Genomic DNA, 19,238 nt, shown 5'->3' with positions numbered 1-19,238 from the left:
ATTAGCGCGCGGCGGAGAGGGCGGCCATCTGGCGTCGCCAGCGGCCGACGTAGGCGTTGTAGCGCTCCGGTTGCTCCAGCAGGTCGCGGGCGGCGGCCAAGTCCGGATCGGCCGACAGATACTCATCCAGTTCGGCCTCGTCAGGTCGCTCGACCGCGATCATCCGTTGCTCCCACAGCCGCATGGTCAACGCCTCAATTTCGCGTTCAAACAGAATGGTGCGATCACGCACCCAGGCTGAATCGAGCGAAAGGAGGAGATGTTCCCGCTCAACGCGGGTGGCCGCAGTGAGCCCGTGCGCCGACGGGGATTTCCCGGCTGCGACGAGATGGGCGGCCAATCCTTCCGGGATAATGCCGAGCGAGTCGCACCAGTACCGCAGTTCGACCGCCAGATCGTCGCCGGGCCAGTCATCGGCATAGGCGATGGCGAAATCGGCAAACAGGCCGCGCCGGGCCAGCGCATCCTCCCAGGGGCCGACGTCCAGCTCTTCCACCATCGTGTCCGGCTCCAGACCGGAAGGGCCAAACCAGGCAGAGTCGCCGGCCGCGGAATCGGCGGGGATACGAATGTGGGGATCGCCGAAGGTGCGTCCGGCGGGCGTGTAGTACCGGGCGGTGGACAAACGCAGGGCGCTGCCGTCCTCGAATTCGAAGACATTCTGCACCCAGCCCTTGCCGTAACTGCGCCGTCCGACCACCACGGCCCGCCCCAGTTCCTGCAGCGCGGCGGCGATCACCTCGGAGGCCGAAGCCGAGTTTTCATCGAGGACGATGGCCAGAGGACCGGTGAAGGTGGCGGGGGACTCGGCGGTTCGGTACTCCATAACGTTGCGTCCGCCACGATCCGCCACTTTGCAGATCAATTGATCGGGAGGCAGAAAGATACCGGCGGCATTGACCGCTTCATCGAGCAGGCCGCCGGGGTTGCCACGCAGGTCGAGGATGATCCCGATCGGTTCTTCGACGCGGATGCCTTCGACCAACGCCGCCAGACGGTCGGCTGAGCCGACGGTGAAATCGGTCCAACGAATGTAGGCGCAACCGGAGAAGGAAACTCCATGAATCGGGAACGGCGATACCGAGACCGCGCGCCGTTCGAGTGTGAGCTCGCGTTCCTCGCCATCCGGCGAAGACAGGCGCACGGCGACCGACGTCCCCTCTTCTCCGCGCATCAGTTCGATGGCGCGGCTCAGCGTCAGTCCCAGAGTCGGTGTGCCATCGATGGCGAGGATGGCATCGCCCGGCTGAATGAGCGCCTCGGCGGCGGGTGTTTGGGGGAAGACCCGGACGATGATGATCCGTCCGGCGGTCACCTTGATCTCGACACCAATGCCGACATACTCGCCTTCCGTCTCTTCCTCGAAGTAACCGAGTTCCTCGGCGGGCATGTAGCCGGAGAACGGATCGAGCGGGGCCGTCAGACCGTTGACCGCGGCTTCGAAGACCATTTCGGGGGTGGCATCGATTGCGCCATGGGTCAGGACATAGCGGAACGCCGTGGTCAATTGCAGGGCGCCGGAGAAACGCGGGTCGTCGCGCAACCAATTGGCCGCCGCGTACAGCAAAAACAGGATGGCCAGAAAGAAGACAAAACCGCGCGGCGACGGGCCACGCGGATCGCGCGGGCCGGTCGCCAACTGTTGCCAGAAGCGCCACATAAGAGTATGTCTGCGGTTCGTTATTCGAATCGCATCGCGTCACGGCGCGTCACATCACAGGAGCCGGTGTGAACACTGACAGGCGCGCGTCGCGCAAGATCCGACGGCATGCCCGACATTCCGCCTCTCCCGCGCAGGGGGAGAAGGGATATGCTTTTTGCGGCCTGCCACTTCCGGGAACGAGATTCGTTGGTCCAACCAATCCATTCGAGCAGGCATCCGTGTCCGCGTTTCCGTTCCCTCGGCACTTTTACCATCAGGTGTTGTGTTTGCTTCGGCGAAGTTTGCGCCGGACCAACTGCATCGCCTCTTCGAGCACCGCATCGGCGCCGCGGGCGGAGTCTATAATGTGGTGGCGAGGGCGCTTTTTGGCCCAAGATTGGTAGAAACGGCGGACCCGACGGTGGAAGGGACGCGACTCCCGTTCGATCCGGTCGGGGACATTGCCCATGCTCTCCAGCCGCGCTTCGGCGTCGGCTTCGCTCACCGCCAGGACCAGGGTCAGATCGGGCTGGATGCCATCGCGGGCGAACTGATCGGCGGCGATCACCGGCCCCAACGGCAGACCGCGTCCGCCGGACTGGTAGGCGTAGGTTGAAAGACTGAACCGGTCGGCGACGACCACCTCGCCGCGCTGCAGCGCCGGACGGATGACCTCATCAATCAGCTGCGCCCGTGAGGCCAGATAGAGATAAAGTTCGGCGCGCGGGGAGATGTTCTCCCGCGAATGGAGCAAGACCTGACGCACCCGCTCGGAGAGTCGGGTTCCCCCCGGCTCGCGCACCGCGCACACGGTGAATCCTTCGCGCTCCAGCGCCGCGCGCAGACGCCGGGCCAGTGTGCTCTTCCCAGACCCATCGGAGCCCTCCACCACGAGGAAAAACCCCGGACGGTTGGATCGTGGTTGGGCGGCGTGAGGCATGGTGACTCGACGAATCCGGGCGGTAAGTATGGCAGGAGAGCCGGGATGATCAAGGACGATCCGCAGCGATGGCATCACATTATTAGTTTGGCGCGCAGGCCAGCGGCGAGGACGAACGCAAGCTGCGCCGTCATGAGGGTCCGTCACGATACCGACGCCGCAGAAGCGGCTCTTGAGCCGCGTCCCGGTTCTGTCACAATGAAAAACGGGGCGGAGATGTCTCTCCGCCCCGTGGGTCCATCTGGAGGATAAGCCGTTATGACTGCGCGCCGACCGTCACCGGTGTGGCGGTGGTGACGGGCGCGGTGCGCGGGGTGACACGGGGAGCATCGGGACGGCGGTACTTCTCGATGAACTCCTCGGTCAGACGGCGCGCTTCCTCGTCGGAGTATTGCACCGGCGGGGATTTCTTGAAATAGGCTGAAGGGCCGATCAGGGCGCCGGAGAGCTTGTGGTCCATCGCCAGCTTGCAGCAACGGACGGCGTCGATTACCACCCCCGCCGAGTTGGGCGAGTCCCAGACTTCCATCTTCATTTCGATGTTGAGCGGCACGCCGCCGAAAGTCTCCCCTTCCATGCGGATGTAGGCCCACTTGCGGTCGGTCAGCCAGGCGACGTAGTCGGAGGGCCCAATGTGGATGTTCTCCTCGCCGAGGTCATAGTCCAGCTGCGAGGTGACCGCGTTGGTCTTGGAGATCTTCTTGGATTCGAGACGGCGGCGTTCGAGCATGTTGTAGAAGTCGGTGTTGCCGCCGACGTTGAGTTGCGAGGTGCGCAAGAGCTTGACGCCGCGTTCGCGGAACAGACGGGTCATCACGCGGTGGGCGATGGTGGCGCCGACCTGCGATTTGATGTCATCGCCGACCACCGGCAGGCCTTTCTCCTCGAAGCGCTTCTGCCAGTACTTCTCGCGGGCGATGAAGACCGGGATGCAGTTGACGAAGCCGCAACCGGCCATCAGGATCTGCTCGACATACCACTTGGTCGCCTCTTCGGAGCCGACCGGGAGGTAATTGACGACGATGTCGGTGCCGGTGTCCTTGAGCAGCTTGACGATGTCGACGGTGTCGCCGGGGGCCTTCTCGATGATCTTGGAGAGGTACTCGCCCAGGCCATCGTGGGTCATACCGCGCTGGACGGTGATGCCGAGTTTGGGGACATCGCAGAATTTGAAGGTGTTGTTCGGCTTGGTGTAGATCGCCTCGCCGAGGTCCTTGCCGACTTTGTTCTTGTCAATGTCGATGGCGGCGGAGAACTCGATGTCGGAGATGTGATAGCCGCCGAGATTGACATGCATCAGCCCGGGCACGAATTCGTCGTCGCGGGCGTTTTTGTAGTAGTGCACGCCCTGCACGAACGACGAGGCGCAATTGCCGACGCCGATGATGGCCACACGCAGTTTGGACGCCATGGATGCTCCTTACCTATTCGTTATTGATGAGTGAATCATTGTTGACGGCGTTTCGGACATCACACGATTCATTGCAATGGGGCGGCTCGGCAGGAGCCTCGCCCTCCCGGGCTTTTCAGCATGCGCTTACGTTCGCGGCTGATCGGACGGTCTGAAAGGGACGGACCCCGACGCCGGCGGCGCGTCGAAGGGCGTCCTCGTAAGTGAGCACAAAATCCGGCCCGCAGTTGGAAATCATGGTCGAGGAGCAAGCGGTGGCCAGCTGCGCCGCCTCGGCCCAGTTGCGCCCCTGCGAGCGGGCGTACATCAGGCCGCCGGCAAAGGTGTCCCCGGCGCCCGTCGAGTCGATGGCATGGGTCGGGATCGCATCGACGCGGTGCCAGCCCTCGTCGCTGACAATCAACGCGCCCAGTTCGGCCAGCGTGATCGCCACGGTGCGAATGCCCCATCCTTTGAGAATTCGCGCGGCGCCTTCCAGATCCACGCGCGGGTCAATGCCGGTCAGGATTTCGGTTTCCAGTTCGTTCGGCTTGACCACATCGCAGAGGGCGCAGATCTCCTCAATACCTTCCGGCTTGAAATGCTCGATGCGTCCATGCGAGCCGATGCGACGCAAGAGGCCCTGCGGATCGAGGAAGATCGGCGCTTCGGTGCGTTCGCGAATCTCGCGCACCAACGGCAGCGGCGTCTCCTGCATCACCGGTCCGATGAAGACCATGTCGGCGGTTTCGATGGCGGCGGGGATGCGCGCGATCGGTTCGGCGCGTCCAAGGATGGTCAGTTCGCGGCGGCCGCGGTCATCGTAGTCGAGGCCGAATCCGCCGGTCTCCGGGCAGGGATCGGTGATCTCGCCGATGCCGTTGAGCCTCAGGTAGCCGCGGTAGTGATCGAGACGGTCGTGGCCGACACGCCCCACCACGGTCACGTCGCCGCCGAGACGGCGGTAGACGAAGGCGGCATTGGTGGCGCAGCCGGAGAGCACGCGCCCGATGGTCGCCACCCACGGCGTGCGGATGTCATCGTAAACCGGATTGCCGAAGGCCAGCAACGTCATGCGGCGCCTCCCGTCCTTCCGGTCAGTTCCCGATGCGCGAAGATCAGGCGCTGGATGGTGGTGATAAACGAAATCGCGCCGACGGCGATCATCGCGATCTGCAGGGATTTCATCGGGAAGTAGACTTCGAACACCGCGCCGGCGAGAATGATGATGAATTTCTCCAGCCGTCCCACGAACCCGACCGCGCAGGTCTTCATCTTGCCAATCGATTCGGCGGCCGCGCGCGCATAGGAGGCCGACCACATGCCGAAGAGAGCGAACAGCCCCCAGCCGGGATGCACATGGCCGGAGAGCACGATGCCAAGGATGATCAGAAACTCGCCGACGCGATCCACATTGTGATCGAGCACCGCGCCGAAGACGGTGCCGAGATTGCCGGCCCGGGCGGTGGCGCCATCGAGCATGTCCAGGAGCGAAGTCAGAAGCATCAGGAAGACGCCAAGCCAGAAGCGCTCCTGCCAAAAGGCCACCGCCGCGCCGGCGGCGCAGACGAGCCCCAGCGCTGTCAGGATGTTGGGCGTCAGGCCCAGTCTGACACACACCCGGCCGTACGGGATCGAGAACGCTTCATATGATGCGCGCCGTGTATGGTGCATGACTTGATCCCGGAAGCACCCAGGCCGACGCTTGTTGTTGTGCCACAAGGCGTTCGCGTTCGGACCCGTACCCGCGGGAATGGGCGAATATACCCGTTACCCCAAAGGAGGGTCAAGCCGTTTTACCCGCCGACTCCGGCCACCGGCGAACCAGAAAGAACAGACCGATCACGAACATGATCACGGCGGCGATGACGTTGTAGGTGATGTCCAAGCCGGCCAGCGTGATCCACATGGCGTCCTCGTAGTAGCGCAGCGGTTCGATCGCCAGGCGCGCCGCCGATTCGGCGACGAAGAACAATCCGGTGGCGCGTCCCACCCGATAGCGCCGTCGATTGATCCACAGCAGAAACAAGAACAGCAGCAGGCCATAGGCGGAGGAGTACAGTTGGGTCGGATGCACGGCGCGGTCGCCGAAGACCGCATGCGGCGCGGAATGATCCGGGAAATGCACACCGAAGGGACCATCGGTGGGAGTGCCGAAACAGCAGCCGTTGAGGAAGCAACCGATCCGTGACACGAAAATCCCGAACCCGACCGCGGGCGCCACCGCGTCGAGCGCCGCCACCCAAGGGAGTTTCTTCCAGCGCAGATAGAACAATCCGGCGACAAAGCCGCCGATCAGCCCCCCTTGCAGATTCAACCCGGAGATGCCGAACTGGCCGGCCTGGAACGGATTGATGATGTCCAGCGGATTGTCGGCAAAGTCGGACCAGTGATAGAGCACAAAGCCCAGCCGTCCTCCGATCACGCCGAAGATGATCAGCACGAAGCCGAGGTTGACGATGGCGTCGGGGTTGAGGCCAAGCAGACGCGCCTCGCGGTCGATCAGCCAGAGGCCGATGAGAAACGAGAGCGCCAGCGCCAAGCCATAGGCGCGCACGGCGAAGTCGCCGATGTGGAAGAGTTCAGGACACATGGTGTCTCACGGCGGCTACCGCAGCGTTCCCGACGGCGCCATGGCGCGCGCCGATGACACGAGCAATTCGTGTTCGACGGCGGACGTTCTCCGCCAGAAACCGGTGAGCGCCAACGCGGCCAGTCCCACCGCGACGCCGACAACCGCGTCGGTGACGTAATGGAATCGCCCCCACGCGGTGCCGATGGCAAGCAGGATGACAAACGGGACGAGCACGCGTCCCAGGCGCGGCATGGTGCGCAAGGCCCAGGCCAGCGCAACCAGCGCGACCGCCACATGCGACGACGGCATGCAGCCGCCGTGGATCGCGCCGCCATCAATGATCATCCGCACCAGGGGCACAAACAGCCATCCCGCCAGCGGCGCGTCAAACCGCTCGGCCAGAAAGTAGCGCGGCCCCTCGACCGGATAGACGACAAATCCGATGTAGGAGATCACGAAAGCCGTGGTGGCGCCGAGGAGCAATCCGCGCAGGTCATCGATCCGGCCCCGGAAAAACAGCGGCAGGGCCACGATCGGAAGTAGCAGATAGTAACTGAAGTACCCCAGCATCATCACTTCGTTGAGCCAGGGGGATTGCAACGATGTGATCCAGACGTTGGGATCGATGCCGAAGATGGCGCGCTCGAAGGCCACCAGACGCGCATCGCGAAATTCGGGGAAGATCCAGAAATTGGCGACCGCCAGTTCACCGTAGAAGAACGGGTAGAGCATGGCCGGGTACAGCTGGCGGATGAAACCCGCCACGCCGGTTGAGCGGTCATGCCAGAGATGAATGATGACGACGATCGCCGCGGCCAATGCCAGATGGACCAGCAGGAGCCGTCCCCAGGCGGCGTTGTCGCGTCCAAGAAAGAAGAGCGCGACGGCAAACGCGAGGATGTAACCGATCGTCAGGCGATCCAGCGCGGTGGAACGATGCCACAGGCCGTTCCGGGGTCGGGCGTTCGGTTTCGACATCGCGCGCGAAGGTAACACACGGGCGGGAGGGCGGCAACCGACTTCAGCGCCCCGCGCCGCGCACGGCCAACACGAATTCGCCGCGCATCGACTTAGATTGCGCCCAGTCAGCCAGCTCGCCCAGCGTGCCGCGACGGATCTCCTCGAACTTCTTGGTGAGTTCGCGTCCGACGCAGGCGGAGCGCTCGCCCCAGGCGTCGCGCATCTCGGCCAGCGTGCGCACGATCCGGTGCGGCGATTCAAACAGCACGAGGGTCCGTGTCTCGGCGGCAAGCGCGGCGAGGCGCTGCGCCCGCTGGCCGCTTTTCACCGGCAGGAATCCTTCGAAGACAAACTGGTCGGCGGGGAAACCGCAGACCGACAGGAGCGCGGTCACCGACGACGGGCCGGGGATCGGCACCACCGGGAATCCGGCGGCGACCACGGTGTCCACCAGCCGCGCCCCGGGGTCGGAGATGCCGGGTGTGCCGGCGTCGCTGACATAGACCAGCGTTTCGCCGGCGGCGAGCCGTTCGAGCAGGCCGGCCGCGCGGGCGCGTTCGTTGTGCTCGCGCACCGACAGAAGCCGCGGCGACAGGCCCAGATGTGACAGCAGCGTGCGGGTGCGCCGTGTGTCCTCGCAGAGCACCAGATCGGCCGCGCCCAGCGTGGCCACCGCGCGCGCGGTGATATCGCCCAGATTGCCGATGGGAGTGGCGACGATGAACAGGACGCCCGCGCTCATGAGGGCCATCCGCCCCACTCGCGGGTGAAGTGGAAATCGATGCCGATGGTCTTGGTCGAGAGTTTGGGAATGGTCGGCAACGAGCGCTTAAACTGCGAACGGGCAATTCGTTTCAGCACGCTGGCGATAAACCGCGGCGCGAATCCCAGTTCGCGGAGCGACTCGAGGGAGTAGTCGCGATCGACCAGCAGATAGAGGAAACGGTCGACCTCGTCGTAGGTGAAGCCCAGCTCCCCCTCATCGGTCTGGCCCTTCCAGAGATCGGCCGAGGGGGCCTTGGCGATCACGGGTTCGGGCACGCCCAGCCAATCGGCCAGCGCCCAGACCTGGGTCTTGTAGAGATCGCCGAGTGGATTGATGGCGCAGGCCAGATCGCCGAACCAGGTGCCATAGCCCAGCAACAGCTCGGTTTTGTTGGATGTGCCGATCACCAATGCGTGATGCTCTTGCGAGTAGTCGAACAGCTGAATCATGCGCATCCGCGCCGCGACATTGCCGAGACGGACCCGGTCGACGTGGCGTTGGCCGGCGAAGAAACGGTCGACCAGCGCGCCGATGGGGCGTTCGATCAACTCGATGCCGAAAGTTTCGGCGACGAGGCGGGCATCCCTGAGACTCCGCGGATCGGATTGGGTTGCCGGCATCGCCAGACCGGTGACATGCTCGGGGCCGAGCGCGGTGGCCAGCAGCGCGACACCCAGCGCCGAATCGACGCCGCCGGAGACACCGAGGACGGCGTCTTCGAAACCCTTCTGGGCAAGTTGGTCGCAAAGGAAATTGACCAGCAGCCCGACAGTCAGCGGCGGATCAATAGTCAGATCAATGGCGGCCAGGCGCGGGTTCATGGCATGGGCGCGGCGCCCTGGCGCAGACGCCACATCTCCTGCAGGATCAGGTCGGGACGGCTCTCCTTCAGGTGGGGGAACAACGTGCGGGCGCGGCTGACGGATTCCATGTCGATTTCGCAGACGGCGCGCGCGGCCTCATACATCGGCAATTCGCAGAGCACCACGCCGAAGGGATCCATGACCTGCGAGCCGCCCCAGAAGGTGACCCCCTCCTCGACACCGACGCGGTTGACGTAGACCGTCATCAGGCCGCAAAGACGCGCCGCCGCCTCCTGCGCCACGCGGAACACCTGCTCGCCAGCCATGTGGCCTTCGGCGCTGATGCCGCGCGCCGGCGAGGCGGAAATCGAGATCAGCAGATGCGCGCCGGATTGTTCGAGGAGGTAGACCGTCGCCGGATGCAACAAATCAAAGCAGATGAGGATGCCGGCTTTCCCCCAGGGTGTGTCGAAACACTCCAGATGCGCCCCCGAGGCCATAAAGCGGCGCTCCTCGAACATGCCGTAATTGGGCAGTATGAGTTTGCGTTGGATGGCGGCAACCCGGCCATCGCGCAGATAGCAGCCGACATTGAAAAACTGCCCATCGTCGGACTTTTCGACCATGCCGAGCACAATCGACATCCCGCCGGCGGCGCCGGCCAGCGCCAGCAGACGCGGGTCATCGCGGGTGATGCCGACATGGTGGACCATGCCGCGAACCAGATAGCCGGACAGCGACAGTTCGGGGAAGACCAACAGGTCGGCCTTCTGGGTCTTGGCCCAGGCGATGGCGTCCTGATGCCGCTTGAAGTTGGCGTCCAGGTCGCCGAGCACGGGCGCCATCTGGTCGATGGCCAGTCGGAGTCGCTTCATTGCCGGGGAATCTCACCTAATTCGGGGGGCGCGTCAAGGGGTGTGGGGCGAAGAGCCCCGCGGTCGAAACCGGGCGGCTGGCAACGACATAGGCCGCCGCGGTCAGGGCCGTGACCGCAGACCGCACCCCTGTGGATAAGTTGACATGAAAGTGATTGACCCGAATTGTCCGAATTGTGGATGATAGCCACGGACGTACTGGCAAGGACTGACGCAACACATTCCCGCCACGGGCGGGCAGGCTCAGGAGGCATTATGGCGTCGCTCAACAAAGTCATGCTGATCGGCAATCTCGGCAAGGACCCCGAACTGAAGTACACCCCGAGCGGACAGGCGGTGGCCACGTTTTCGCTGGCGACCACCCGCAAGTGGCGTGACAAGGACGGCAACGACAAGGAAGACACGCAGTGGCACAACATCAAGGTGTGGGGGCGCACCGCCGAAGTGGCCAATCAGTATCTGAAGAAGGGACGCCAGGTCTTCATCGAGGGTCGTCTGGAGACGCGTCAGTATGAGCAGGACGGCCAGAAGAAGTATTTCACCGAAGTGGTCTGCGAGCAGATGGTGATGCTGGGCGGCAAGCGCGACGAGGGCGGTCCGGAACCGTCGTTCGACAACGGCCAGCCGACCGCCAGCCGCGGCTACTCCTCTTCTCCGAAGGGAACGGTCAGCGGGGATGAGGAGGACTTGCCGTTTTAGGACGTTTATCGCGCGTGCGAGGCAAGGCGCCGTCGCCCCTTGTCTCCGACGTGTTCTAACGCACGATTTGCCTGACTTGAATTGCTTCCGGAATACCAGATAGACACGCATCTGCGCGACAAGGGGCTTTCAGCCCCTTGATGGCCCAAGCGAAGCGGGGGCCACGCCCCACAGTCTCCAGGTTGTGGCTCGTCATCCACAACACCCGGGATCGTGAGAATCCACGATCTGTCTGACACTCCCAATCCCCCCTTGCTTTCGACTCAGAATGCGCCTATTTCCGGCGCATGAGCATGACACCCACGACCGGACTGCCTGCGCGCGCGACCTTTCTCCCTTTTGCGGCGCCCACCATCGGCGAGGAGGAAATCGCCGAGGTGGTGGATACGCTGCGGTCGGGATGGCTGACTTCCGGGCCCAAGGTGAAGCGTTTTGAGGAGGAGTTTGCCGCGAAAGTCGGAGCGGCGCACGCCATCGCAGTCAATTCCTGCACCGCGGCGCTGCATCTGGCGCTGGAAGCGGTCGGGGTGGGCGAAGGAGACGAGGTTTTGACCACGCCGATGACCTTCGCGGCCACCGGCGAGGTAATCCGCTACCTCGGCGCCACTCCACTCCTGGTTGATATCGATCCGGTGACCATGAATATCGATCCCGACGCGCTGGCCGAAGCGACACGCAAAGCCTGGCGGGCCAAGGCGGTCATCCCGGTGCACATCGGCGGACTCATGTGCGACATGGACGCCATCACCCAGATTGCCCGTGCCCACGGCATGGCAGTCATCGAAGATGCCGCCCACACCTTCCCCTCCACTTACAAGGGCCGGATGGTCGGCACGCTTGGCCATGTCACCTGCTTCTCCTTCTACTCAACCAAGACAATCACCACCGGCGAAGGCGGCATGGCCACCACGCAGGATGAAGGGCTGGCCGAGCGCATGCGGATGATGAGTCTGCATGGGATCAGCAAGAACGCCTGGACGCGCTACACCGCCGCGGGTTCATGGAAGTATGACATCCTCTACCCCGGCTTCAAGTACAACATGCCCGACATCGCCGCGGCGCTGGGGCTGGCGCAACTGCGCAAGGCCGAGCAGTTTCATGCGCGCCGTATGGAGATCGCACGCCGATATACGCAGGCGTTCAGGGAGATCGCCGAGTTGGTGGAGCCGCCGCCCGATGCTCCCGCAGGCGACGTGCACTCCTGGCATCTCTACATCCTGCGTCTGCGTCTGGAGGCGTTGCGGATCGGACGGGATGAGTTCATCGAGGAACTCAAACGCGCCAACATCGGCGTGTCGGTGCACTTCATTCCCCTGCACCTGCATCCGTACTATGTCGAGACCTACGGTTACCAGCCGGAGGATTTCCCGCGCGCGCTGGCCAGCTACCAGCGTTCGATCAGTCTGCCGATCTACCCGAAGATGACCGATGAGGATGTCGAGTCGGTCATCGCCGCAGTCACCGCGATTGCCCGCGCGCAGGCAAAGTGACGATGGGCAAGCGCCTCTTCGACCTGGTCTGCGCCACGGCCGGCCTGATTGTCGCCTCGCCCCTGCTTGTGCTCATCGCGCTGGCCGTGGTGGGAACCAGCCGCGGCCCGGTGTTCTTCCGTCAGGAGCGGATCGGCCGCGGCTTTGCGCCGTTTCGGATCGTCAAGTTCCGCACGATGTACGAGGGAATCGATGGCCCGCTGGTCACCTCGCGCGGGGACCGTCGTGTGACACCGGTCGGGCGGTTGCTGCGCCGCACCAAACTCGATGAATTGCCGCAGTTGTGGAATGTCGTCCGCGGCGACATGAGTCTGGTTGGACCGCGTCCCGAAGTCCGCCGTTATGTCGAGATGTTCCGTGCCGACTACGAGGTGATCCTGCAGGCGCGTCCGGGGATCACCGACCCGGCAAGTCTCAAGTTCCGCCGTGAAGAACTGCTGTTGGCCGCCGCATCCGATCCGGAAGCCAGGTACGTGACCGAAATCCTGCCCCAGAAAATCGCGATGGCGAAGGAGTATGTCCGGACACGCTCCTTCGCCGGCGATTTGGTTCTGATCCTGCGCACGGTGGCGCATCTGTAACCGACTTACGATTTCTTCAGATTGGCGATCAAGTAGTCGAAGTCGGGCTTGATTTCCGCGATGGCCTTCTCCGGTCCCGTGAGCTTGAAAAACAGCGGACCTTCGGGAGCTTCGACGATTGCTCCGAGCAGACGGAACCCCGGCTTGGGGACCGGCGCCTGTCCCATCATGCCGCCGGACATGTAAGTCCCGGTCAAATCGATGGTGGTGACATGCAGGCCGTTGGCTTCGAGGTGGCTGGTTTGCGCCTTGCCCTTCGAGTCGGAGCCATCGGGCTGCTGGAATTGCCCGATCCAGCGGTTGATGTTCGACTGGACATCGCCGCCCTGACCGGTGCCGAAGAAGAAGACGGCGCACTCGGATTCGTTGTCGCCTTCGCCGATCAGGTAAGTGGCGGCCCGCATTGGCCGCGCGCCCATCACCGCCCACCCCTCGGGAATCGACCAGCTGACACCGGCGGCGCCGGCGGTGGCGCCTGTGGCGCTGCCCGAGCCGCCGCTTTTGGGAGTCGTTGCCGACGACGCGGCGGACTGTGGAGTGGTCCCGTCCTTCTTGACGGTTTCGACATTCGAATCACCGCAGGCGGCAAGCAACAGCGACAGGCCGACGGTCAGCGTCAGTGCGGCAACAGGCAGGCGATTTCGCACGTGTGGTCTCCGAGTGAGGGTTGGCAGACAGCGCCGGACGATCCGGCGCGTGTGGTTCTTCAAGGTGAGAGCGGGAGACGGGATTCGAACCCGCGACCAACAGCTTGGAAGGCTGTGACTCTAGCCAACTGAGTTACTCCCGCGTGGTCAGGCGCTTCAGTATACAACGGCCGGCCGGGGCGAATCAACGAGGAAGCGCGCCGGGTCAATCCCGCGGCAGCCAGGCCAGCTTCAGGACTTCTTCGATGATCTCAGTGTGAATATGGATCAGATAAACCGCAGGGGCGGCGTCTGCGCCGGAGATGGTCTGGCCGTCCCACGTCCCTTCGCCGGCGCGGATTTCCCCTTCATAGACCAAACCGCCAGAGACCGTGAAAATGCGGAAGTCGCCGTCGCTGTTTGGTCCGCCGGTGACTTTGATGGTCACCGATTCCGAGGCGGGATTGGGGCGCAATTCGACGCTCCCGGCCACACGGTTGCAGTCAAATGGCCGCACCGGCTCGATGGCGTTGGTGTCCAGTCCGGCCGCCGCGACCGCCTGCACCAGCCCCCAGCCGTAGGTGGGCCAGGGCTTGGTCGCCTGGTCGGCGGTGGAGCGCAAAAGCAGGATCAAATCGAACGGCGACAGCGCGGGATTCTGCTCCAAAAGCAGCGCGCAGACACCGGCCACCAGCGGCGTGGCGAACGATGTCCCGTTGCCGGGCTGATACATTCCGGTGTTGGGCAGCGCGACCCAGACGCCCTGCCCGGGGGCGATCACATCGGGCTTGATGCGTCCGTCGCTGGTCGGCCCGCAGGAGGAGAAACTGGCGCGCACCCCTTCGAATGTCGAGGCGCCGACGGTCAGCACCGAATCGCCGTCGGCGGGCACGATGATGCGAATGTCGCCATCGCCGCAGCCATAGTTGCCGGCGGCGTTGACGACCAGAACACCCCGCGCTGCCGCCAGATCGGCCGCGATGGTCGATGGCGCGGTGTTGCCGTCGAAGTCATCCTGGCCGTACCAGTCCACATATCCCAGCGAACTGGAGACGATCTCGCAACCCATCGAATCGAGCCATTCGAGGCCGGCGACCCAGTTGTCCTCCTCGGCTTCGATCTCCAGATCGACCAGCTCGGTCTTGGCGACGACGAACTGGGCGCCGGGAGCGACTCCGACCATCCGGCCCTCGTCGAACCCGCCGCAGAGCGACAGGGTCTGCGTGCCATGGCGCATCTGCGAGGCCTCGTTGTCGCCGACATCGTCGTCGCCATTGATGAAATCGCGCGTGCCCCGGATGTCAAGGCAGTCGAAGGCGCGGATGCCGAGCGAGAAGCCGGTGTCCATCATGCCGATGCGCACACCGCGTCCGCTCAATCCGGCGCGATGGAGGTACTGGACGCCCAGCAGTTGGATCTGCGCCGCAGCGCCGCCGTAGTCGAACACGTCCTCGGATGCCACGGCGCGGCGCGGCAATGGCGAAGGCAGATCGTCCCCGGCGATCTCGGGCCGATGAAAGGTCACGACCGGCCGGAGTGAGTCGACAAACGGCAGTTGCGCGATGGCGGGCAGGTCCTCGGGGTGAATCCAACCGGTCACGGCATTGAGCCAGCGGGATTCGTTCTTGATCACCATACCGGCCTGTTCGAGGCCGTGGCGATAGCCGTTGTGCACCGGCAGGTCGATGCGCGGGTCGAATGACGATCCCCGGGCGGCGATCCGTGCCGCGGCGCGCGGCGGCACGATCCTGGCGCGGGCGCGCGCATCGGCGTCGGGCCCTTTATCGGAGATGAAGACCCAGACACGGTCGCCGGCGGCGGCGGCCTGACGCACCGGGTCGGAGATGCCCGCCGCGTTCAACATGCCGGCGCATCCGGCGACGATCAAAAGCGGCAACAACAAACGCGTGCGGGAGAATCTCATGGCTGTTTAACGCAACGACACGGTCGCTCGTTCCCTCGCCTACAGCATACGGTGGAAGAACTCGCGCACGCGCGGATCGGCGGCGCCGTTGAGGATTTGGTCCGGCGGGGCACACTCGATGATGCGCCCGTTCTCAAAGAAGGCGATCCGTCCGGCCACCTCGCGGACAAAGCCGAGCTCGTGCGAGACAACCACCATGGTCATGCCAGCGGCGGCCAGATCGCGGATCACCGCAAGCACCTCGCCGATCATCTCGGCGTCGAGCGCCGAGGTGGGTTCATCGAAGAGCATGACCTTGGGTTGCATGGCCAGCGAGCGGGCGATGGCGACACGCTGCTGTTGTCCGCCGGAGAGTTCAGCCGGGTAGGCGCCGAGCTTGTGGCGCAGCCCGACGAGGACCAGTTTCTCCTCGGCCAGACGCCCGGCATCGGCGGCGGACAGCCCGCGCACCACGCGCGGCGCCAGCGCGACATTTTCCAGCGCGGTCAGGTGCGGGAAGAGATTGAACTGCTGGAAGACCATGCCGATCTGGGCGCGCACCGTGTGAATGGACTCATCGCGCGGATCGACCTTTTGCCCCGCGACGGTGATCGTGCCCGAATCGACCGACTCCAGCCCATTCAGGCAGCGCAGGAAGGTCGATTTGCCCGCGCCCGACGGTCCGACCAACGCCACGACCTCGGAGTAGGACACATCCAGGTCGACATGGTCAAGTGCGACAAACTCGCCGAAGCGTTTGCAAAGCGCTTCGGCGCGCACGACGGGACGGTCGTCAATCCGGTTCAATGCCGCAGCCCTCCGGCGCCGAATCCCCGCACCGCGAAACGGCGCTCGAGATGACGGGCCAGCTTGGTCAGCGCCAGCGTCATCACCAGATAGAGACAGCCGACCAGAAACCAGGTCTGGAAGTCGACGAAGTACTGTGAGTAGTACTCGCGCCCGGCGCGGGTCAATTCGCGCAGGCCGATGATCGAGACCAACGACGAGTCCTTCAGGCAGGCGATGAACTCATTGGCCGCCGGGGGAATAATGGTGCGGGTCGCCTGCGGCAGGATGACATGGCGCATCGCCTGCGGGCGTGACATGCCCAGCGCCGCGGCCGCCTCGTGCTGGCCCTCCGCAATCGATGAAACGCCCGAACGGATGATCTCGGCCAGATAGGCCGAATAGCCGATGCCGACCGCCAGGATTCCGGCGGCGAAGCGATTCAAATTGAGGACAGAGCCCAACCCGAAGTAGATGAAGAAGATTTGGACCAAGAGCGGCACGCCGCGCAGGACATCGACATAGATCCGGGCGCAGAACGTGATGAAACGGTTGCGCGCCAGCGGTGCGAGACCAACCAGTGTGCCCAAGACCAGCGCGATCGCAAAGGAAGACAGGGTGATGCCGATAGTTGTCGGCACCGCCGGCAACAAGAACTTGAGGATTCGCAGCGCGAGCGCGCCCTGTTCGGCGATCAGGTCGATAGGGCCTCCCGGAGGAGTTTCTGCCTCCAGACGACACAAGTTACGCTGTCGATGAGATGGTTACAATCCCTTTTGTGTGAAGGGATTACGTCGCTGCCGGCCCACGATCAGGTGGCAGAGGGGCCGAACCATTTGGCGCGGATGCTCTCATAGCGGCCATCGGCCTTGATCTTGGCGAGGGCCCGGTTGATCGCCGCTAAAAGCTCTTTTTCATCCTTGGCCACGGCGAAACCGTACTCCTCGGCGGTCAGACTGGGGCCGACGATTTTGGCGGAGCCGCGCTGGCGGATGATCAGTTCGGTGGTGGGTTTGTCGTTGATGACCGCATCGACGCGGCCGTTTTCCATATCGATGAAGGCGGCGCCGATGTTCTCGAAGGCGATGATCTCGGCGTTCGGAATCTGGGAGGCGCGCCGCTCGCCGGTGGTCCCGAGTTGCACGGCGATGGTCTTGCCGCGCAGATCGTCGACGCTGAACGTCGAGGTGTCGTAGATCGGCACGGCGATCGCCTGGCCGCCGTCGTAGTAGGGCTCAGAGAAGGCAACCTGGCGGGCGCGTTCGGGGGTGATGGTGAATGTGGATGCGATCATGTCGTATTTGCGCGAGACCAGCCCGGCGATGATGCCATCAAAGGGAACGACGACGAACTCGGCGCGGCAGCCGAGCTCCCGGCAGATTTCGCGGACCAGATCGATGTCAAACCCCTCGACCTCGCCGGTGGCGGTGTCAACCCACTCGAAGGGTGGATAGGTGGCGTCGGTGCCGACACGCAGCACACCGGAAGCGGTGACACGCGCCAGCCCATCGCCGCCGCCGACGCCGCAACCCGATGGCAGTCCGGTCAGAGCAACCACCAGCGCCAGCATCAGTCCCAGCGCCAACACACGCATGGTCGGATCCGTTCTCATCCGTGAAAAAATGCCGCTTGGCGCGCGGCGGTTCAAGAAAAAACCCCGCGCCCAAGGCGCGGGGTCTGAGGATCACGGCCACTCCACGTCAGATCGACGTACCCTGCGACGGGCCGGAGGCGCGCCGCAAACGCAGCGAGCTGAGCGCCGACTGCACCTTCAGCTCGATCTTGATCGGGGCCTCCTCGAAACCGGCGGTCTCGCTGTGATCGCCCCGGTCGATCAGGTCAAGGTTGGTATCGGACAGACGCGAGATCGCGCCGTCGCGGTGCAGCCGCAGTCCCGCCGATGGCGGGATGGTGATCTCGACATCCGAGACGCCGCAGTCGATGGCGCAGGCGATTGACGACGCCAGAGAGCCGAAGACCACGTCGATGTCGGCGGCGCCGGCGTCGAGTTCGAGCGACTCGATCTTTACCGCGGTCAGATCAAGACGCATCTTCGCCGCCCCGCCCCGGACAATCAGATCCACCGGCAGACTGTCGGTCAGTTTCATCGTCCATTGATCGCGTCCGCGGTGACGTGCGCGATCCGCCTGTTCGACGCGGATGGAGCGGACGCCGCCTTCCAGAGTCGAGGTGACAATCGGTTTGTCGCCACGGTGGCTGGCGCGCGCGACGAGGATGCTGCCGGCATCGCTGCCCCCACGCACCGTGAGGCGTCCGCCGTCCAGTTCGAGTTCAAGCTTCACCCGCTGAACTTCGGGCGAAAGCGGCTCCGACCAGGTCGAGGTCGCGGTCGGGCCCTCGCTGTCGGAATCGTCCCACTGCCACTCCCAATCGCTGGACCAGAAGTTGGCCCGGGGCTCGCGCTCGCCGGCGATGACCGCATAGGAGACGACGCCGACGATGATGACCGGCGAAAGCCAGGCGAGATTGCGCACGCTCGAAGACTGGGCGGAGGAAAAGATCTTCTCGATACCGATCGCAACGAGGATGAGCGGCCAGAGTTTGCCCAGCCAGCGCCAGAAGCCGAAGTCGACCGTGCCGGTCGTGTTGAGCAGCAGCAGGACGCCCAAAGCGATCAGGATGACGCCGGTTCGCACCTTACCGACTGCCATTGCGCGCCTCCGCAATATTGGTGGCGGTGTGCTCTTCGCGCCGCGCGTCGGGTTTGACGGCGAAGTAGATGAACACCACGCCGGCGCCGACCAGGAACAGCGGCCAGACATAGTCCCAATCGAACCAGAAGAAGAGATTGTCAAACAGGAAGGCCATGCCGACGAGGATGAGGATCACGCCGGGCAGAAAACCGGCGCCACGGCGTTCGGGCACGCGCGCCGGCGCGGCGTTGGCCGGCAGCGGCGTGGCCTCGGCCGGATGCGCGAGCGGACCGCGCGGGATCACAATCCAGGCCACTATGTAGGCCACCAGGCCGAAACCGCTGGCAAAAGTCAGCAGGACTGCCAACAGGCGAATCCAAGTCGGATCGACATCGAAGTATTCGGCGATTCCGGCGCACACCCCGCCGATCATCGCCTTGTCCGGCGTGCGAACCAGCCGTTTTTGCATCACACCTCCCCGTGCACCGGCGGCCACCCGGCCGCCTGAATGGAGCACGTCATAGTTTACGACACCCCCCGGCCGAAGT

The 19,238-nt window shown here is 64.2% G+C and carries 20 protein-coding genes and 1 tRNA gene; 3 read left to right on the top strand and 18 right to left on the bottom strand.

Annotation, left to right across the window (positions count from 1 at the left end):
• Position 1 precedes the first annotated feature (1 nt).
• The 10 genes from VNN55_06765 to VNN55_06720 all read right to left on the bottom strand — a co-directional run bounded on the left by VNN55_06765 (position 2) and on the right by VNN55_06720 (position 9,951).
• Positions 2-1,660, bottom strand: coding sequence for a S41 family peptidase (locus tag VNN55_06765; protein HWO57250.1), 1,659 nt, complete (start codon positions 1,658-1,660; stop codon positions 2-4).
• A 256-nt stretch (positions 1,661-1,916) separates the two neighbouring features.
• Entirely contained in the window at positions 1,917-2,582 is a 666-nt protein-coding gene (tmk, locus tag VNN55_06760; GenBank protein HWO57249.1) for a dTMP kinase, read from the bottom strand.
• A 256-nt stretch (positions 2,583-2,838) separates the two neighbouring features.
• Entirely contained in the window at positions 2,839-3,993 is a 1,155-nt protein-coding gene (locus tag VNN55_06755; protein ID HWO57248.1) for an inositol-3-phosphate synthase, read from the bottom strand.
• Positions 3,994-4,108: 115 nt separating this feature from the next.
• Positions 4,109-5,047 (bottom strand): PfkB family carbohydrate kinase, encoded by a 939-nt coding sequence (locus VNN55_06750; GenBank protein ID HWO57247.1) that lies wholly within the window; start codon positions 5,045-5,047, stop codon positions 4,109-4,111.
• Entirely contained in the window at positions 5,044-5,592 is a 549-nt protein-coding gene (locus VNN55_06745) for a CDP-alcohol phosphatidyltransferase family protein (GenBank protein HWO57246.1), read from the bottom strand. Before VNN55_06745 ends, VNN55_06750 begins: the two co-directional genes overlap by 4 nt.
• A 166-nt stretch (positions 5,593-5,758) precedes the next feature.
• The gene (gene lgt, locus VNN55_06740) at positions 5,759-6,565 is read right to left on the bottom strand and encodes a prolipoprotein diacylglyceryl transferase (GenBank protein HWO57245.1); all 807 of its coding nucleotides are present in this window, start codon (positions 6,563-6,565) and stop codon (positions 5,759-5,761) included.
• Between the two features lie 15 nt (positions 6,566-6,580).
• Entirely contained in the window at positions 6,581-7,525 is a 945-nt protein-coding gene (locus VNN55_06735; protein HWO57244.1) for a phosphatase PAP2 family protein, read from the bottom strand.
• A 43-nt stretch (positions 7,526-7,568) separates the two neighbouring features.
• Positions 7,569-8,249: a 16S rRNA (cytidine(1402)-2'-O)-methyltransferase gene (gene rsmI, locus VNN55_06730; GenBank protein HWO57243.1), complete on the bottom strand. Its 681-nt coding sequence runs from the start codon at positions 8,247-8,249 to the stop codon at positions 7,569-7,571.
• Positions 8,246-9,094 carry an NAD+ synthase gene (locus tag VNN55_06725; GenBank protein HWO57242.1) on the bottom strand — a complete coding sequence of 283 codons (849 nt, stop codon included), beginning with the start codon at positions 9,092-9,094 and terminating at the stop codon, positions 8,246-8,248. The genes rsmI and VNN55_06725 overlap by 4 nt, the downstream gene beginning before the upstream one ends.
• On the bottom strand, positions 9,091-9,951 hold the full coding sequence (locus VNN55_06720) for a nitrilase-related carbon-nitrogen hydrolase (GenBank protein ID HWO57241.1): 861 nt from the start codon (positions 9,949-9,951) through the stop codon (positions 9,091-9,093). The genes VNN55_06725 and VNN55_06720 overlap by 4 nt, the downstream gene beginning before the upstream one ends.
• Positions 9,952-10,206: 255 nt before the next feature.
• Here VNN55_06720 and VNN55_06715 point away from each other — a divergent pair, with 255 nt between their 5' ends.
• The 3 genes from VNN55_06715 to VNN55_06705 all read left to right on the top strand — a co-directional run bounded on the left by VNN55_06715 (position 10,207) and on the right by VNN55_06705 (position 12,721).
• Positions 10,207-10,650, top strand: a complete 444-nt coding sequence (locus VNN55_06715) for a single-stranded DNA-binding protein (protein ID HWO57240.1) — start codon at positions 10,207-10,209, stop codon at positions 10,648-10,650.
• Between the two features lie 293 nt (positions 10,651-10,943).
• A complete protein-coding gene (locus VNN55_06710; protein ID HWO57239.1) occupies positions 10,944-12,140 on the top strand; it encodes a DegT/DnrJ/EryC1/StrS family aminotransferase in 1,197 nt (398 codons plus the stop codon).
• 2 nt (positions 12,141-12,142) lie between these two features.
• The gene (locus VNN55_06705) at positions 12,143-12,721 is read left to right on the top strand and encodes a sugar transferase (protein HWO57238.1); all 579 of its coding nucleotides are present in this window, start codon (positions 12,143-12,145) and stop codon (positions 12,719-12,721) included.
• A 5-nt stretch (positions 12,722-12,726) separates the two neighbouring features.
• On the opposite strand, the gene VNN55_06700 is transcribed toward VNN55_06705, so the two are convergent.
• From VNN55_06700 to VNN55_06665, 8 genes are all read right to left on the bottom strand, one after another.
• Positions 12,727-13,368 (bottom strand): hypothetical protein, encoded by a 642-nt coding sequence (locus tag VNN55_06700; GenBank protein HWO57237.1) that lies wholly within the window; start codon positions 13,366-13,368, stop codon positions 12,727-12,729.
• Positions 13,369-13,437: 69 nt separating this feature from the next.
• Positions 13,438-13,511: transfer RNA gene (locus VNN55_06695), tRNA-Gly, on the bottom strand.
• A 62-nt stretch (positions 13,512-13,573) separates the two neighbouring features.
• On the bottom strand, positions 13,574-15,271 hold the full coding sequence (locus VNN55_06690) for a S8 family serine peptidase (protein HWO57236.1): 1,698 nt from the start codon (positions 15,269-15,271) through the stop codon (positions 13,574-13,576).
• A 39-nt stretch (positions 15,272-15,310) separates the two neighbouring features.
• The gene (locus tag VNN55_06685; protein ID HWO57235.1) at positions 15,311-16,057 is read right to left on the bottom strand and encodes an amino acid ABC transporter ATP-binding protein; all 747 of its coding nucleotides are present in this window, start codon (positions 16,055-16,057) and stop codon (positions 15,311-15,313) included.
• Positions 16,054-16,779: an amino acid ABC transporter permease gene (locus tag VNN55_06680; GenBank protein HWO57234.1), complete on the bottom strand. Its 726-nt coding sequence runs from the start codon at positions 16,777-16,779 to the stop codon at positions 16,054-16,056. Before VNN55_06680 ends, VNN55_06685 begins: the two co-directional genes overlap by 4 nt.
• 68 nt (positions 16,780-16,847) lie before the next feature.
• Positions 16,848-17,630: a basic amino acid ABC transporter substrate-binding protein gene (locus VNN55_06675; protein HWO57233.1), complete on the bottom strand. Its 783-nt coding sequence runs from the start codon at positions 17,628-17,630 to the stop codon at positions 16,848-16,850.
• A gap of 106 nt (positions 17,631-17,736) precedes the next feature.
• Positions 17,737-18,708 carry a DUF5668 domain-containing protein gene (locus tag VNN55_06670; GenBank protein ID HWO57232.1) on the bottom strand — a complete coding sequence of 324 codons (972 nt, stop codon included), beginning with the start codon at positions 18,706-18,708 and terminating at the stop codon, positions 17,737-17,739.
• Entirely contained in the window at positions 18,695-19,159 is a 465-nt protein-coding gene (locus VNN55_06665) for a PspC domain-containing protein (protein HWO57231.1), read from the bottom strand. Before VNN55_06665 ends, VNN55_06670 begins: the two co-directional genes overlap by 14 nt.
• Positions 19,160-19,238 lie beyond the last annotated feature (79 nt).

Source organism: bacterium (assembly GCA_035559435.1).
Taxonomy (GTDB): Bacteria; Zixibacteria; MSB-5A5; order WJJR01; family WJJR01; genus JACQFV01.
This window is presented reverse-complemented; position numbering and strand designations above follow the sequence as displayed.